Source organism: Thermodesulfobacteriota bacterium, assembly GCA_031082315.1.
Taxonomy (GTDB): Bacteria; Desulfobacterota; QYQD01; order QYQD01; family QYQD01; genus QYQD01.
Genome location: JAVHLC010000009.1, coordinates 82,192 through 98,542 on the forward strand (window position 1 = coordinate 82,192; position 16,351 = coordinate 98,542).

Below are 16,351 nucleotides of genomic sequence, written 5' to 3' on the forward strand. Positions count from 1 at the left end.
CTTTTATTGCCCCCATATTATCCACTTATTGTTGTTCCTCAACTCAATTACTGAATTTCCACCTCCCCCCTATCTTAATAGTTTTATCAGGTTAGCTAAGAAAGAAAAAATAAACCTACACGTTTCCTTCTGTTGAAAGAAAGCTCACCCAGCAAAGATCCGTGACCGTAATGAGTATTGAATCACCATTCAGGAATGTATTAATCTCTATAAACCTGCGCTATAATTTTGTCAATAAAAAAATCCGGGGAAAGATTCTTATTTCCCGTTATCCTTACAAATACGATTGAAGCTCCCCGCAGCAAGCTGCGGGGAATCTCCGTATGCAAGGTAAAATGCATCGTATTCACTCGCTATGCATGTTCAGCGGCTCATCCCAGAAGAGCTTAAGCCGTTCCTTCTTGATCTCCCGAACGCTATATAAGACCTTGAACGTATTCAAGCCACTCGTCGTGATAAGTCGCTCTATCACCCGGTCACATCTCGCTCTATCTCTGGCATGTACCATGGCATACAGATTATAGGGCCAACCAGGCGCGGGCACACGGTAGTAGCAATGCGTGACTTCAGGTTGGGCCGCCAGGATTCGTCCCTGGCGGTCTATTATATCTAATGGACACTCCCAGCCCACCATGGCATTGGCTAAAAATCCTGCCTTGCGGTGTCTGAGAAGGGCGGCAAAGCGCCGGATAATTCCCTTTTCCAAGCGTGACTTGATCCAATCGATTAAATAGCCCTCTTCCAGCGACAGACTCCCGGCCCAAGCCAGAAACGGTTGCCTTATCAAAGGGAGGTCTTCCTGTGTGCATCGTATGATGTGAATATCTTCTGACTCAGGAAGAGCTGGTGTGAAAGTGCGCGCCTCTCCATCCATTTCACTTATTTTTCCGCCTTCTTCCTCTGAATTCTCCCCTTCCATATCCATCACCACGGCGATCTTATAAAGTTTCATCGCCGGAAGGGTCAAGGTCTTCCGTGCAGCGGCAGCAGCCCCCAGCCTCCCGACCTCAGATTGCAGGTCGGCCCCGGGAGGCACGGCTATGGTGAACCACATATTAAATTCATTTTCGCGCAGGTAGTTATGGCTTACGCCCCGTTCCCGGTTGATGACCTGAGCGGCCTGCTCTACCCGGTCTTCGTCAACCGCCATAGCCACCAGGCAGGTCTGATAACCCACGGCCGGGGGGTCAAAGATAGCGCTGATCTGGCGGATGATACCCTCTTCTTTCAAACCGGCTATCCTGCTGATAACGTCACTCTCTCTGGAATGAAGCGCCGAGGCTACTGCCGCGTAAGGCTCTGAGGTGAGGGGAAAACTGCGCTGCAGGATATTCAAAAGATTACGATCAAAAGAGTCCAACGATGTCCTTCAAAACAATAGGTAAGATTTTAAATATATAGCCTAACAAGTACCCGGTGTAAATCAATAAATAATAAATCGTGCCTAATCTGTTGTCTGTTGTCCATTATTTGTAGTAAAATGAATTATAGAGGGCATCCAGGTTGTCCTCACACCCGGGCACACGCCCGGCGGCCAATCGGTAGTTATAAATACATCGCGAGGAAAGGCTATCATAACCGGTTGTTGTTGTAGCGATTTAAACTTCCCCAAGACAGGGCCGGTCATTGCTTCCGGTTTACATATAAATGCCATCGAGGCCTATGAAAGTGCGCGCCGTATTAAGGAGATGGCCGACATACTGATTCCTCTGCACGATCTTTCTATTGGCCGGATGAAAAAAATCCCCGCCTAAAAAATATTTCTGATAAAGGGGATGGGAACTCCAATCCACCGTCTAATCTGGCTATCAAGATTAAAATCAGCAAGTTATGGAGTATTCCTGATCACCAGCAAGATATTAGATACAAGGCGTCGAGGAACGACGACAAGGCGTATGGAGCAATACGCCGCAAGGAGGAGCGATCGAAGGCAACGCCGCAGATGATGCCTTGATGGTGGATCAGGGGGAATATCAGGGCTTAAAAGAAGGCAGGGTCAGTTCGTTATCTATTTTTTCCGGGTCACCCGTATTATAGTACATTATATTTCTTAAGTGCTGAAATCCGTCTGCATCTATCTCCGTAAATTGAATACCCATACCCTTATCGTCTCTGCGTACCACTACTCCTTTTAAACCTATGACGGCCTCATCATGACTCTCGATAAGGCCGATCCGGATATCGCAGTCTTCACCTATATTAAAGGGTTTCCGGGTATAGGCATACAGGCCCCTCAGACTTAAGTCCCTCAAATCCATACACTTAAATTCGCCACCGAGTCGGGCTATTTCCACCTTTATTGAAAAGTCAACCCTTGTTCTCTTTCTTTTCTCCATTGTTTGAGGCCTTTTTTATATTAAAAAGAAAATTATAAAGCCTTTCGCGTTCTTCCGGTGTAATATCAATCAGCTCTACCCCAAAATTATAATTAAATTGGGAGGCATCTTTTTTCCGGTCATACCAGCTTATCCGGCCTTGGAAACTGATCTTTCCACTGTTATCCGGCATCTCCAGGGTTAATTCCAATCTGCGATACGGGTGGTTGTTAACATCATAAAAAAGGTGCAATCCGTTGATAATGACTGCACCTACCTCAACGCGTGCCCCTGCCGGCGTCAAGTCGCATAACTTACCGGTAATACTACTGGTAACCGGCCTCAAAGGCGCGGTTTCTACAACACACAAGTGGACCGGCAAGCCAACGTCTAACCTTTTAAATTTCCTCTTTTCACTAAATATTATTCCCAATATTCCGATCACAAGCGCCCTACAATTTATAAGATGGCTTCTATCCGGCAACTCCACACCTTCCTAAATAGTATCGGAAAAGAAAATAAATACTTAAAGGTTTTTTTAAAAATCGTAATAAGTTAGCCCTGTAAAAACGAATGTAGTGGGTGTCCGGGGAGATGGAAGGCTGAAGTGTTACGAAAATCCTGATAGGTTAAGAGGCTATGGCTTATGAACGTTGGGCTGGGATTACCTGGTGGGGGCAAGGAATTGAATAAGAGATTCTATCGGCGTCAAACCATGTTCGGTGCAGTAGGTCGTGGGCTCTGTTCCCGGGATAAAAAGTTCCATTTTCTTCTGAGGACAGGCATCTGCCGCCAGAAGGCCCGTAGCCGGATCGATTTTCTGCATAATTAATGTCTCCGGCATTATAAATGGAGTAAGCCAGATATAATGTTTGGCTTTACACATGAACTCTGCCCATATCGGGGCACAGACAGCGCCACCGGTCAAGGTCCTTCCCATGCTCCGCGGTTGATCATACCCCACCCATAAACCTGCCGCTATCTCAGGTGTATATCCAATAAACCAGGCATCGGTGCAATCATCTGTGGTCCCCGTCTTGCCCGCACAGATACCTTTAAAACCATATACCCGGACATTTTTGGCAGTGCCGTAGTCCACTGCCCCTTTCAGCATATCAGTAATCAAATAAGCCGCTTCCCGGCTTATGCCCTGAGAGATACTAGGCGCCCCTTCAAAGACTACATTGCCTCCACGGTCAGCAATCTTTAAAATGGAAAGGGGGGCTGACATCCGGCCATGATCGGCAAAGGCGGCATAGGCATAGACTAATTCCTGCAGACTCGTCTCGGAAGTCCCCAAGGCCAGGGATAGATTATATTCAAGCTGGCTCTTAACCCCCAGCCTTCCAGCTACATCCTGGACCGACGCAATGCCGATAGCTTCCAGTAACCTGATAGTAACGAGATTATTGGAATAGGCCAGGGCGTCACGCAGCGATTGGTGACCGAAGTATTTGTTGTCATAGTTGGATGGCTTCCACACCTTGCCATTGCCGATATCGTATGATAAGGACTCGTCACTCCAGATAGAAGAAACCGGGAAGCCCTTTTCCAGGGCCGCCGCATAAATAAAAGGCTTAAAACTGGAACCCGGCTGACGCTTGGCGTAAAAAGCGCGGTTATACGGGCTGGTATGGAAATCCCGTCCACCGACTACCGCCTTAATATGACCATTTCGTGGATCAATGGCCAAAAAAGCCCCTTGCAGGCCGGCGGCCCGGGAGCTTTTCCCTTCTACACGCTTCAATCCATCAGCCAACGCCTGCTCCGCTGACCTCTGGAGATCAAGATCGAGTGTAGTATAAATTTTATATCCACCAGTGCGAATGACACCTTCTCCGAAACGGTCAATCAATTTTTGTCTGATATATTCGGAAAAATAAGATTTGCCTGGTTGATTTGCCACTGAGAGAGGGGATTTCAGCACCTTGGAGGCCCTTTTCTTATCCAGAAATCCGTGTTCAACCATCTTAGACAATACCAGATTGCGTCTTTCTTTAGAACGAACCTTGCCGGCAAATGGATTAAAATTATTCGGTGACTTAGGAATACCGGATAAAACCGCACATTCTGCCAGAGAGAGGTCGCTGACATTTTTGTCAAAATAGAGGCGGGCGGCCTGTTGTACTCCCCATGCCCCATTACCAAAATAGACATAATTAAAATACATCTCCAGTATCTGTTTTTTCGAATACTTCTGTTCAAATTCCAGGGCCAGCATACCCTCCTTGAATTTGCGGGACATGGTCTTTTCGTTAGAAAGCAGCATGTTTTTTACCAGTTGTTGGGTGATGGTAGAGCCGCCTTCTACCACCCTCCCCTTGATAATATTTTTAACCAGGGCCCGTCCTACACCGAGTACATCTACACCGTGATGGCTGTAAAAACGATGATCTTCAACCGCCACCAGGGCATGTTGCAAGTCGATCGGGATCTGGTCTATCTTCACCATTTCTTTATGATCGGGAAGTAACCGGGTAATAAGCCTCTCTCTGGCATCGTATATCTTTACCGAAGAAAAATGCGCTCCCGGTCTTGTCCACACTGCGTCGGCTGGATAAGAAGGCTCAGCGGCATAGGCGCAGGTTACTACAAGGATGAAAAATAGAAAAAATATGCCTTTTAGTAGATATTTCACTCCGTCCCCCGGCGAGAACTCTCACACCTTAATTAGTTTTCATCCGGAAACCCAAAATTTCCGGATGAGCTATCAGCACTCAGCTTTCAGCGTTCAGCTTAATATGTTATTTATCTTAGGTTTTTGCTGACAGCTAATTGCTGATCGCTGAAAGCGTGAAACCGGAAACGGTAGTTTCCGGATGAACACTAAATTATATACATAGCACTGGACATAACTCTATATCACATAACTTTACTGTCAAGGGGTTAGATGCCCTCAAACGTAAAAAACGCCCCTGGCTTAGCCAGGGGCGTTCGTAAAAAGGAGATTTTGTAATGGTGCCGAGACCCAGAATCGAACTGGGGACACCCGGATTTTCAGTCCGGTGCTCTACCGACTGAGCTATCTCGGCATAAAGTGGACGCATATTATTTATCAGCAGGTAATTTGTCAAGGCTTTTTTGCCCATTTTTAGCCGGGCCATTACGTCACAATCCGGGGCTCTAACGGCCCGGAGATACTTGACAGAATGACCCTAAAGTAATATAAGGCGATAGCTTAGATAGATACGCAAACCTCAAGTGCCTGGGTGGCGGAATAGGTAGACGCAAGGGACTTAAAATCCCTCGGTGCTTGTCACCGTGCCGGTTCGATTCCGGCCCCAGGCACCATTTTTTGTCCGGGAGAATGCACATTATGCCAAAAGGACTGCGCAGTAAATTTATCTTTTTCTTCTTACTCATCCTGTTAGCTGTATTTTTTACGCTCCCGTCTTTTAATAAGAATCTCCCCTCCTGGTGGAAAAAATACCTGGGTAGTGAAGGATTCAAACTCGGTCTGGATCTTCAGGGGGGTATGCACCTCATACTCCGCGTGGATGTTGAGCAGGCTATTAATAACACTCTTGAATTCTCGGCGCGCGACCTTAAGGAAGTACTTCAGAAAAGAGAGATTACGGCTATACAACTGCAAAGCAATAATCCGCATCAAGTCATTTTTTCCCTGCCTAATAAGGAAGCAGAAACCCAGGCTAAAAAAATAATAGCGGATGAATTCCCGGATATGGGAATAGTCTCCTCAAGTATCGACGGGGCATTCCCCCGGTTGACGCTGGGTCTTAAGAATGCCGTCCTCAAAGACATTAGCGACAACGCCGTGGATCGCAGCCTGGAGATCATACGCAACCGTATCGACCAGTTCGGAGTGGCTGAACCGATCATAGTCCGTCAGGGTGAAGACGAAATAGTGGTGCAACTGCCGGGGGTCAAAGATCCGCAGAGGGCCCTGGCCTTGATCGGTCAAACCGCACTTCTGGAATTCAGGCTGGTTGACGACCAGACGCAATTGGACCTCAACCGGCTGATGGATGAGGCCATGCGTTCGGGCCGGCTAAGGGAGGGGTTCAGTCCGGCAGATCTTAACAACGCGTTGCGCCCGTTTATACCCGCAGACAGAGAGGTTTATCTGGAAAAACGGGAACGCAAGGAAACCGGCGTTATAGAAAAGATACCTCTCCTCGTCTGGAGCAAGACCATGATGACCGGTGATGCGATCAAAAATGCCCAGGTCAGGATTGGAGGAGATTATAACGAACCATATGTGGCCTTAGAGCTGAATGACCGCGGGGGCCGTATCTTTGAAGAAATAACCGGCGCCAATGTAAACAAACGGCTGGCCATCATCCTGGACGGGGTAGCCCGTTCAGCGCCGGTAATCCGGGAAAGGATCGCCGGGGGAAGCGCCCAGATCACCGGTTCTTTCACCTCGGAAGAGGCCCATGATCTGGCCATAGTCCTCAAGGCCGGAGCGCTGCCGGCCCCGGTAAGGATCATTCAAAACGTAACCGTCGGCCCATCTCTGGGGCTGGATTCCATTCAAAAAGGGTTTATGTCGGGCATCGTAGGCACGCTGCTCGTTGTGATCTTCATGGTCTTCTATTACCGATTTTCGGGTATCCTGGCGAATTTCGCTCTCATGTTGAACATCCTGTTTCTTTTTGCCGCCCTCTCTTTATTTAATGCCACCCTTACGTTGCCGGGCATCGCCGGCATTATCCTCTCTATTGGGATGGCCCTCGATTCCAACATCCTTATATTCGAGCGTATGCGTGAAGAATTCGCCCTGGGGAAACCCCTCAAGGCAGGCATTGACGGCGGCTTTGACAAGGCATACTGGACGATCATCGACTCCCACGTAACTACTCTGATTACGGCCTTTGCCCTCTTTCTCTTTGGCACCGGCCCGATCAAAGGCTTTGCGGTGACCCTGAGCGTAGGCGTGATATTCAATCTTTTCACGGCCTTATTTGGCACCAAAATCGTCTATGACTACCTGAACTTCAACCGCCTGCTTAAGAAACTAAATTTTGTCAGTTTCTTAAGAAAACCAAGCATTAATTTTATCGGCATACGGCGTTATGCGTTTATCCTGTCCGGTGTTTTTGTGCTTCTGGGGGCGATAGCCTTTATTCAGATCTGGCGGGGGCAGGCCAATCTAGGGGTTGATTTCGCCGGCGGGACAATGCTGCAGCTCAAGGCCGAGGCGCCTTTCGATCTTAACGAAGTACGGAAAATTCTTATCAAAAACAATCTCAAAGATTGTGAGCTTCAACAGGTGACCGGGGACAATATCCTCATGGTGCGGGTAAAAAAATCTGAAAACGTGGTGGGTAACGTCGCCGAAACTATCAGCAGCGTCCTGGCCCGGGAGATGCCGCAGAAACAATTTGCCCTGGAAAGCCGGGCAGAAATCGGCGCATCTGTCAGCAAGGCATTAAGGGGAAAGGCCCTTATTGCCATTGCCATATCCCTGGCCGGAATCATCGTCTATCTGGCCATACGCTTTGACCTCAAGTTTGGAGTGGCGGCGGCTATAGCCACGTTCCACGATGTCCTGGCCGTCCTGGGCATTCTTTATATCCTGGACAAGGAAATTACCCTGCTGATCGTTACGGCCCTCCTTACCTTGGCCGGTTATTCCTTGACTGACACAGTAGTCGTCTTTGACCGCATACGTGAAAATATGACAAAACAGGTCAAGATGTCCTTTGCAGACATTATTAATCTCAGTGTGAACGAAGTGTTGGCACGAACGATCATTACTACAGCCACCGTTTTTATCGTACTGGTGGCCCTGCTCAGCCTGGGCGGCATAGTCATTCGTGATTTCGCCCTGGCCCTCCTCATCGGCGTTATGGTGGGCACCTACTCCTCGGTATTCGTAGCCAGCCCTATTGTCTATATCTGGCGAGGAGAAGGCAAGGCGCTCAAAGATAAGAAAAAATAAAGGCCGGCCATCCATATCAGGAATAGCCGGCCTTTATAGGAGCACGTCAGACAACGCAGTGGCCGTTAATCTCTAGTCGTGGAAATGCCTCAGCTTCTCCCTCCGGGTAGAATGACGCAGCCGGTTGAGCGCTTTTTTTTCGATCTGTCTTATACGTTCACGCGAGACGTTAAACCGCTTTCCAATCTCTTCAAGTGTATATTCAGCATCCTCTCCAATCCCAAATCTCAAACGGATGATCTTCTCCTCACGAGGGCTGAGAGTGCACAAAATACTCTTGACACTCTCCGACAGTTCCTGTTCTTTTACTGTATCATAAGGAGATAAGGATTTTTGATTTTCAATAAAATCTCCCAGAGTACTGTCTTCATCGCCTACCGGAGTCTCTAATGAAATCGGCTCCCGGGACGCTTCCAGGATAGAAATAATCTTGTCCATGGGAAGAGCAGTCCTCTCCGCCAGCTCATAAGGCGTAGGATCTCTTCCCAATTCCTTGAGAAGGGCGTAATAAGCCTTAAAAAATTGGCTGCGTAACTCCAGGAAATGCACCGGCAACCTTATAGTCCTCGTCTTGTCCAGGATAGCCCGGGTTATGGCCTGCCGTATCCACCAACTGGCGTAGGTGCTGAATTTATTGCCCTTACTATAATCGAACCGGAAGACTGCCCGCATAAGACCCAGGTTTCCCTCCTGGATAAGGTCGGCAAGATTTAAACCTTGGTACATATACTTCTTGGCAATGCTCACCACCAGGCGGAGGTTAGCCCTGATCATCTCATCCTTGGCCTTCTCAATGGCTTCAATCTCTTTGGTTACACCGGCCAACAACTTCTTAATTTTTTTGGGTTCAGGATACCGGGCGGCCAATTCTCTGACATTTTTGAGAAGGTAATTGAGATGCTGTTTTTTAGGTTTAAGCGAGGGATCCCGTTCCCTCCAGGTGCTAATTCGCTCATGGATGGCCTTTAATTCCGGTTCCCTGCCACGGGTCTTGAGCACTACCTGGAGAAGCATTTCGTAACCCGACTGAATAATGCGGCTCAGCTCCTCCTCTTTTCCAGGTGTAAGCAAGGGGAACCGCCCCATCTCCCGCAAGTAGGTCGTCGTCACCTCAAACGGTTCCTCAAACTCCTCTGTCTCCTTTTCAACAAGTTCGGCGGCTTCCACCACTTCTTCCACCTGTTCCTTATCCCTGCCCTTCGGCCATTCGGCTTCGGCAGAATCGATCTCATCTATTGCGGGGGCTTCTTCAACCACCTCGATATCGTTCTTACTCAAAAATTCGAAAATCTCTTCGATCTCGTGGGGATCGTTGACGTCTGAAGGCAGCAATTCGTTCAGATCCTCATACGTAATCTGCTCTTTTTTACCGACAGCTTTCAGTAATCTTACTTTGTCCAGTTTATTCATATGCACGTACGGCTCACCAATTGCTAAATCCATTAAAATAAAATATCCGGCCTCCGGTCGGCCTGTGGCCGGCAGATATGTATTTGTTTTATGTTAAATTTTAATCACTGTCTGCCGGCTTGTAAAGGAATAAAATTATATAAAGTTTTGTAGCTTAACACGAATTATATATTATGCAAGTAAAAAATGGGCCATTGTCAAGTCAAAATAGAAAAGGCCGGTTTTCATGTCGGAGACCCGTCGGGGCGAACTTCACGCTTCCAGCAATCTCGCCTCAGGCGGATCAGTAAAAACCAAGGCAAACAACATGTTAAGCTGAACGCGAACGCTTACAGCTCATCCGGAATTTTCACGCCCAATCCGGCCATTTCAATATTTCTTTAGACAATCCTATCCTTAGGGCAAAATCTTCAAAACTTTTTCGGAGGGCAGGCTCAGGTCTTGCGCATTCAGAACAAAAATCCAGGAAAAGATTCTGTGACCGCCAGAGATCTAATGAAATATTGAACATCCTGGCCACCTCCAGTACCTCATGCGCCGACGCCAATACCATTTTGGGATCTAGTTGCCTGAGTTCTCCTAAAACTTCTTCTAATTTCGGGGTTAATATCCTGTTAAGCTTTTCATGGTACGGCTGATAGTTCCATCTCCGGCCATACTCCCATAGGGCGCTTATCTCCTGGAAGGCCCCGGTAGAAGGCAGTGTTTGTGCTGTTTGCACCAAATGCCAGTCAAGGCCATTGGAGATAGCAACCAGCATCTGCCTGGGAATAGGGTAAGATAAACCTGCCAATGAGCGGATCGTACCTTCATCCTGCCTGGCCAGCCGTTCGAAAGTCTCGTTATATTCTTCAAGGCGAGGCCCCAGGGCTATCTCGATCAGCCTGCGCCGTTCCTCAATAAAGATATCTTCTAATCGATAGGTACTCTCCGGAAATTCTTTAAGCATAACAGCGTAAACATTCCCTGGAGAACCGTCCTTAAAGTTTTTGAAAAGCTGCCTCTTTAATTCCTCATATTCCTCAGGTGATCTGGATGGACAGAGGACGCAGTGAAAATCAAGTCCGCCGAAATGAAGAACAGCATAGGTCATGTCCTTTTCTTCCAGGGTCAATCGGGAAGAGGCGGAAAGCCTGCCTACGGCCAGGTCGGACGAACCGTGTGAATCTACCTGTATATCATGACAGGTTATGTCAAAACAGTAAATCCTATCTTGATCGATGCGCTCATGATAAATGGAACTTACGGCATAGTGCGCCAGAACCCTTTCCAGATCTACCATAGCCGGTTTTACTATTTTCTCCCAAACGCCCCTGCCATTACTGCATTCCCCGACATTACTCGGGGCCTTTTCCAGAGACGTAACGAACTCACCTTCGAGGTCCTCTCCAAAAGCACGCGCTAACTGGATGGCGCGACAGGCGTATTTTAAAATCTGTGTCGTCTCAAGACCGCTAATTTCATCGAAGAACCAGCCGCAACTGGTAAACATGAGCAGGCTGTGGCGCTGCATTTCAAGTAGTTTGAGGGCGCTCACCCTGGATTCCTGACTCATCACTCCCCTGCCCTGCTCCTTAAAAAACCTGTTTATGGATTCAGGGCTGCGATCCAGGATAATATTAATATAGGCATTGCGTGCGGTCCAGGGATCAGCAAAATACCCTGCACCTTTCAACACAAAAAGCCGGTCAAGCCTCTTCTTAAGACTATCCAATGTCAGGCGAAGAGGCGCCCGCCACCCCTGGTGCCATCCCGGATGTCCGGCATTACAGCCACAGTCCGCCCGCCAGCGCTCGACACCGTGGACACAACTCCATGATGAATCTTCATGAATCATTACTTCCCACTGTGGAGGATACTGTTCAAGAAAAGCGGCATAATTGATTATTTCTACACGGGGGTCTTTGTGGATCTGGTTCAAGGCATAGGCCAGGGCCATGTCGCCGAAGCGATGGTGATGGCCGTATGACTCACCATCCGTAGCGACATGGGCTAACTGGACATTGTCCTCTTTCCAGTCAAAGGCAGAGAGAAGCCGATTATAGAAGTTGTCACCATTATTCAATAACCCTTCAAAGGCCACAGAGTGAGCGATAGCGGCATGGTAAAAGAAAATAGCAATCTCTCTTCCTGATGGCAAACGGCAAAGATAAGGAACCAGGGTATCAATATTACCATCCAACGCGGTCCACATCTTTTTACCAAGTGGCCGGCATTGCTTGGCCTGCCGCGGAGCCAGCATGGTGAAACGGACGCCTTCAGCAGCCAGTGCCTCCAGTGTCGCGGTATCCACAGCCGTTTCCGCCAGCCACATTCCTTCCGGCTGGCGGCCAAAGCGATATCGGAAGTCAGCTATGCCCCATTTAACCTGCGTCTCCTTATCTCTACTGCCGGCCAGCGGCATGATAACGTGATTATAGACCTGGGCTACGGCGTTACCGTGTCCGTTGTATCTCTCGCAGCTAAGACGATCACCTTCTATTATCCATCGCAGAGTCTCCGGGGCATACTCAGACATCCATGAAAGGAGAGTGGGGCCAAAATTAAAGCTTATAAAATCATAGTTGTTGACAATATTTATTATGCGGCCTTCATTATCAAGCATCCTGGATCGACTGTTGGGTGCGTAGCCTTCGGCATTGACGCGTTCATTCCAATCGTGATAGGGAAAGGCGGAATCTTGAATTTCAACGGCTTCCAGCCACGGATTTTCCCGGGGCGGCTGATAAAAGTGCCCGTGCATACAGATGAAACGCTTAGAGGAGCTTTTTTTCATTTAGGTCTCAACCGGCTATTACTCTCGATGGAGTCTTTATGGGGAAAGATAGCACAGAGGATGATCTTATGGCAAGAAAAGCCTTATAAAACTTGTCCACAAAGCAAACAATCTATCCGGCCCCATATCCGACTCGCCACATTTCCCTTTACTACTTAAGTTCAAGATTGTAATTTAAGCATACCTTAATAAACTGAATTTTATGAGCGGAGACTGATATCATGGGAAAGATATTGATGGTTCTGGCCACGCGCAACAAAGGTAAGGTCGCTGAATTCCGGGAGATGTTTAAGGGCTTCCCGGTGGAAATAAAGAGCCTGCTTGATTTCGGCTCTATCCCTCAGGCGGAAGAAGACGGCGAGACATTTGATGACAATGCCTATAAGAAGGCCTCCTTTACGGCCAAGGTGCTGGGTATTCCGGTAGTCGCGGAAGATTCCGGGCTTGTGGTCGAGGCCCTGGATGGGGCTCCGGGTGTGTATTCCGCCCGCTATGCCGGCGAACAGGCTACGGACGAAGAAAATATCGCCAAACTTTTAAAAGAAATGAAAGGTAAAACAAACCGGGCCGCTTATTTTGTCTCCGTCATCTCCGTAGCCGTACCTTCCGGCCCGGCCCTTACCTACGAAGGCCGCTGCGAAGGCCTTATTGCCGAAACTCCCTCCGGGGAAAATGGTTTTGGCTACGACCCCGTATTCTATTACCCGCCCATGAAAAAAACCTTTGCCGAGATGTCTATCAAAGAGAAAAATGAGGTAAGCCACCGGGGCAAGGCCCTGGCCGAACTTAAACAGGAATTTGACAAGGTACTTACCTGGATCAAACAAAGGCTGGCTGAAACAAAACCGCCCCGTGACCACCACGATCACGACCGCTGAACTTATTATTGCGGGGTCTTCGTATTGGCCTGGAGTATTTTTCTTTTTGCTTGCTTTGGATAAAGAATACGCATAGAATATAATAAATTCGTAACGTTGGAGGTCGCTTTGTGATCGACACCACTACCATCATCTTAGGGATTCTGGCCCTGGTAATCACTATATGGACCGTTTTGTTTGTGCTGATATTCCGGCAAGCCAAGCGCATGGCCGCAGCCCTGGAAAATTTTTTTGATAATATACAGAGAGACCTGGCGCCACTCATTACGGACTTAAGTAATGCCTCGCAGAAGATCTCGCAACTGTCGGAGAATGTAGATCAAAAGCTTAACCAGACCAATGACCTCTTTGCTGTCATAAAAGACACGAGCGAGGCAATGGCCATGGTCTCTCACCTTATCAAAGAAGGGGTGACCGCGACAACCACATACGTTAGAAGTGCGGCTGCCGGCTTCGGGGCCGTCTTTGAGTTCTTATCCAAACACATAGGCAAGGGAGGTGGCAAACATGGCGAGTGATGACAGAGGTTATAGCGCAGGGGCGGTAGTTCTTTCGTTCTTTATTGGCAGCCTGGTCGGTGCGGGCCTGGCGGTTCTTCTGGCTCCCGCTTCAGGGAGAGAAACGCGGGAAAAGATCAAGGGATGGGCCGACACCGGTAAAGACCGCATCGCCGGCCTCGGCGGAGAGCTGAAAGAGAAGGCCGCGCATGTTTTTGAACATGGCAAAGAATATTACGAACAAAAGAAACATATATTGTCTTCGGCTATTGAAGCCGGCAGGGAGGCCATGGAAAAGGAAAAGTCGAGGCTTTCTGCGACAGAATCAGAGACTACTACCGCAACAGATTAAACAAAGGATACCCGCTTAGGTTCAGTACGGTTCACTTAAGATAAAGTCATCCCCGAATGCCTCTATCCCCGATACAAGCATTCGGGGACGGATATGGTTTTTCAGGCAGTTTAAACCAGATTCCCGCTCAGAATCGTTGCGGGAATGACAAAATTCGTGACCAATTATCCTTAAGTGAACCGTATTACGCTTAGACCCCATAAAGAGGGGGAAAGGGGAAACTAAATCTCCTGTTCCCCCCACTTCAGTTTGTTACGCAATATAGAGAAGTAACCTCTCGCCGGTGATTTTACTATGTGCAGCAGCCCCTTTGCCCGGCAGATATTCACAGTTATGGATTCACCCCGGCCCAACTCATAGTTGACCTGCCCGTCCAGGATCAGGTGTACATCCGGAGACCTGGCAGTTACTTTTACTTTTATATTCGCCGAATCAGGAAGTATAATCGGACGGCTGCTCAACATAAAAGGGCAAATAGGCGTCATTATAATCAGCTTTAGTTCCGGATGGACGATAGGCCCTCCGGCCGAAAGGTTGTAGGCCGTTGAACCGGTGGGCGTGGAGATGATCAGGCCATCACCCTCGTAGCTGGTGATAAGCTCGTCATCTTCCCAGACGAAAAGCTTAATCATATTGGAAAGGGCCCCTTTACTGATGACTATCTCATTCAGGGCGCTGCCGGTCCAGCGCCCGGAAGTTTCTGAAAATACCGTAGCCTGGAGCATCATCCTTTTCCCCACGGTGAAATCACCGGCCAAAAACCGCTCCAGCATCGTGTAAAGGCGGGTATTATAGCTGACTTCGGTCAGAAAACCGAGGCTGCCCAGATTGACCCCCAACACCGGAATTCTTTTGTTACCAAGCACCCGGGCCGCCCTAAGCAGAGTCCCATCGCCTCCGAGGACGATTACGGCGTCCAGGTCAGGCCTGGAAATGTCCGTAAAAACCTCGACACCGTGTTGCCTGAGCCATTTTTTCAGACTGCGAGCCACCTGCTCTGGTTTTCTATCCTCTTTTATCACCAGACCTATCTTCCGCATGTATCACCTCAGTACAACTGTTCAACTGGTTTCCATCCGAAAACCCAAAAAATCCGGATGAGCTGTCAGCACTCAGCTATCGGCATGAAGCCGGTCCACCGTTCACTGTTGACCGTTTACCGAAAGAAAATGTCGGACAACGGTTAACGGATAACAAACATGCTGACAGCTAAGCGCTGATTGCTGATAGCCGTTTTTTACCTATAACAAATGGCCTTATCCTCAGGCAAGCTAAAAATAGTACCCCCTGCTCTGTTAGAAAATTGGTAACAAGTTAGCGTTTTGAAAATGCATGATAAAAAGTGCAAAGAAACATATCAAATCTGGAACTCAGGAACTCAGGGAAGTGCAAACCCAAATAAAGAGGGTCTATCTTTTCCTGAGTTCCTGAGTTCCAGATTAATAGCCTTTTCTGAGTGTAGGACTGTTTCAAACACCTAAGGTGTTATGAAAGTTGTTATCTGAAGGCTACTGTCAAAATAATATTCCAATATACCTGGTTTTTAAGTTATAAGATATTCTGTTTATTGGAAACTATACCGTATCATAAGGCATTAAGATCATCATGTACTTTCTGACCCGTTATTTTTTGTTGACCTTTGTCGCTATGGTAGTCCTGGCTTCCTGCTCCGAGCCGCCCCAAAAAGAGATAGAGGCGGCGGATAGGGCCTATAAGGCGGCCCTCAATGCCCGGGCTGAGATTTATGCCAAGGAAGAGCTTGGCTCAGCGCGAAAGGCCCTTGCGCGTGTCCAAACAGAGATAAGAGAGGGAAGGTATAACGAGGCGAAAGAGGCTGCACTCCTGGCCAGGGCTCGGGCAGAAGCAGCATTAAAGGCAGCCGAAGAGAATAAGTCCAAAGCGAAGGCTCAGGCTGAAAAAGTATTGGCTGAATTAAAAGTCAATTTAGACAAAACAAGAAAGATCCTGGCCGGGGCATCTAATCTCCGGGACAAGGACAGAGACAAGTTCAATTACCGGCTGGAGGATATAGAGCTGGCCCTGTCTGAGTCTGATTTTCAGATTAAAAGGGGTGAATACCCGGCGGTCCTGGAAGAGAGCCCAAGGTTGAGCTCTGCCCTTTTGGGATTGGAGAAAGAAATTGAACCGGCTATAAAAAAGACCTCCATCCCGGACATCAGGGCCAAAAAGAAAAAGAGATTAAAAAAGTAGTATCTGT

At 48.2% G+C, this 16,351-nt stretch carries 12 protein-coding genes and 2 tRNA genes; 6 read left to right on the forward strand and 8 right to left on the reverse strand.

What is annotated here, in order from left to right; all coding sequences use genetic code 11:
- Positions 1–346: 346 nt before the first annotated feature.
- The 5 genes from RDU59_09295 to RDU59_09315 form a co-directional block, all read right to left on the reverse strand.
- Positions 347–1,360: an AsnC family transcriptional regulator gene (locus tag RDU59_09295; GenBank protein MDQ7838669.1), complete on the reverse strand. Its 1,014-nt coding sequence runs from the start codon at positions 1,358–1,360 to the stop codon at positions 347–349.
- Between the two features lie 613 nt (positions 1,361–1,973).
- On the reverse strand, positions 1,974–2,336 hold the full coding sequence (locus tag RDU59_09300) for a PilZ domain-containing protein (protein MDQ7838670.1): 363 nt from the start codon (positions 2,334–2,336) through the stop codon (positions 1,974–1,976).
- Complete coding sequence (locus tag RDU59_09305; protein ID MDQ7838671.1) at positions 2,308–2,805, reverse strand: PilZ domain-containing protein; 498 nt, start codon at positions 2,803–2,805, stop codon at positions 2,308–2,310. The genes RDU59_09300 and RDU59_09305 overlap by 29 nt, the downstream gene beginning before the upstream one ends.
- 174 nt (positions 2,806–2,979) lie before the next feature.
- Positions 2,980–4,953 carry a PBP1A family penicillin-binding protein gene (locus RDU59_09310; GenBank protein ID MDQ7838672.1) on the reverse strand — a complete coding sequence of 658 codons (1,974 nt, stop codon included), beginning with the start codon at positions 4,951–4,953 and terminating at the stop codon, positions 2,980–2,982.
- Between the two features lie 318 nt (positions 4,954–5,271).
- A tRNA-Phe gene (locus RDU59_09315) sits at positions 5,272–5,347 on the reverse strand.
- 171 nt (positions 5,348–5,518) lie between these two features.
- Between RDU59_09315 and RDU59_09320 the strand changes: the two genes are divergently transcribed.
- Positions 5,519–5,606: transfer RNA gene (locus RDU59_09320), tRNA-Leu, on the forward strand.
- A 25-nt stretch (positions 5,607–5,631) separates the two neighbouring features.
- Positions 5,632–8,220: a protein translocase subunit SecD gene (gene secD, locus RDU59_09325; GenBank protein MDQ7838673.1), complete on the forward strand. Its 2,589-nt coding sequence runs from the start codon at positions 5,632–5,634 to the stop codon at positions 8,218–8,220.
- Between the two features lie 72 nt (positions 8,221–8,292).
- Here the strand turns inward: secD and RDU59_09330 are convergent, their stop codons facing one another.
- The gene (locus RDU59_09330; protein MDQ7838674.1) at positions 8,293–9,663 is read right to left on the reverse strand and encodes a sigma-70 family RNA polymerase sigma factor; all 1,371 of its coding nucleotides are present in this window, start codon (positions 9,661–9,663) and stop codon (positions 8,293–8,295) included.
- A gap of 316 nt (positions 9,664–9,979) precedes the next feature.
- Positions 9,980–12,406 carry a DUF3536 domain-containing protein gene (locus RDU59_09335; protein ID MDQ7838675.1) on the reverse strand — a complete coding sequence of 809 codons (2,427 nt, stop codon included), beginning with the start codon at positions 12,404–12,406 and terminating at the stop codon, positions 9,980–9,982.
- A 221-nt stretch (positions 12,407–12,627) separates the two neighbouring features.
- On the opposite strand from RDU59_09335, the gene RDU59_09340 reads away from it, so the two are divergent.
- From RDU59_09340 to RDU59_09350, 3 genes are all read left to right on the forward strand, one after another.
- Positions 12,628–13,284 carry an XTP/dITP diphosphatase gene (locus RDU59_09340; protein ID MDQ7838676.1) on the forward strand — a complete coding sequence of 219 codons (657 nt, stop codon included), beginning with the start codon at positions 12,628–12,630 and terminating at the stop codon, positions 13,282–13,284.
- A 110-nt stretch (positions 13,285–13,394) separates the two neighbouring features.
- On the forward strand, positions 13,395–13,802 hold the full coding sequence (locus RDU59_09345; protein MDQ7838677.1) for a hypothetical protein: 408 nt from the start codon (positions 13,395–13,397) through the stop codon (positions 13,800–13,802).
- Positions 13,792–14,133, forward strand: a complete 342-nt coding sequence (locus RDU59_09350) for a YtxH domain-containing protein (GenBank protein ID MDQ7838678.1) — start codon at positions 13,792–13,794, stop codon at positions 14,131–14,133. Before RDU59_09345 ends, RDU59_09350 begins: the two co-directional genes overlap by 11 nt.
- Positions 14,134–14,354: 221 nt before the next feature.
- Here RDU59_09350 and RDU59_09355 read toward each other — a convergent pair whose 3' ends face one another.
- Entirely contained in the window at positions 14,355–15,173 is an 819-nt protein-coding gene (locus RDU59_09355; GenBank protein MDQ7838679.1) for an NAD(+)/NADH kinase, read from the reverse strand.
- 565 nt (positions 15,174–15,738) lie between these two features.
- On the opposite strand from RDU59_09355, the gene RDU59_09360 reads away from it, so the two are divergent.
- On the forward strand, positions 15,739–16,344 hold the full coding sequence (locus RDU59_09360) for a DUF4398 domain-containing protein (protein MDQ7838680.1): 606 nt from the start codon (positions 15,739–15,741) through the stop codon (positions 16,342–16,344).
- Positions 16,345–16,351 lie beyond the last annotated feature (7 nt).

Coding starts and splice junctions, on each gene's coding strand:
- RDU59_09300 (MDQ7838670.1), bottom strand. CDS start 2,336: ATGGAGAAAAGAAAGAGAACAAGGGTTGACTTTTCAATAAAGGTGGAA.
- secD (MDQ7838673.1), top strand. CDS start 5,632: ATGCCAAAAGGACTGCGCAGTAAATTTATCTTTTTCTTCTTACTCATC.
- RDU59_09330 (MDQ7838674.1), bottom strand. CDS start 9,663: ATGGATTTAGCAATTGGTGAGCCGTACGTGCATATGAATAAACTGGAC.
- RDU59_09335 (MDQ7838675.1), bottom strand. CDS start 12,406: ATGAAAAAAAGCTCCTCTAAGCGTTTCATCTGTATGCACGGGCACTTT.
- RDU59_09340 (MDQ7838676.1), top strand. CDS start 12,628: ATGGGAAAGATATTGATGGTTCTGGCCACGCGCAACAAAGGTAAGGTC.
- RDU59_09350 (MDQ7838678.1), top strand. CDS start 13,792: ATGGCGAGTGATGACAGAGGTTATAGCGCAGGGGCGGTAGTTCTTTCG.
- RDU59_09355 (MDQ7838679.1), bottom strand. CDS start 15,173: ATGCGGAAGATAGGTCTGGTGATAAAAGAGGATAGAAAACCAGAGCAG.
- RDU59_09360 (MDQ7838680.1), top strand. CDS start 15,739: ATGTACTTTCTGACCCGTTATTTTTTGTTGACCTTTGTCGCTATGGTA.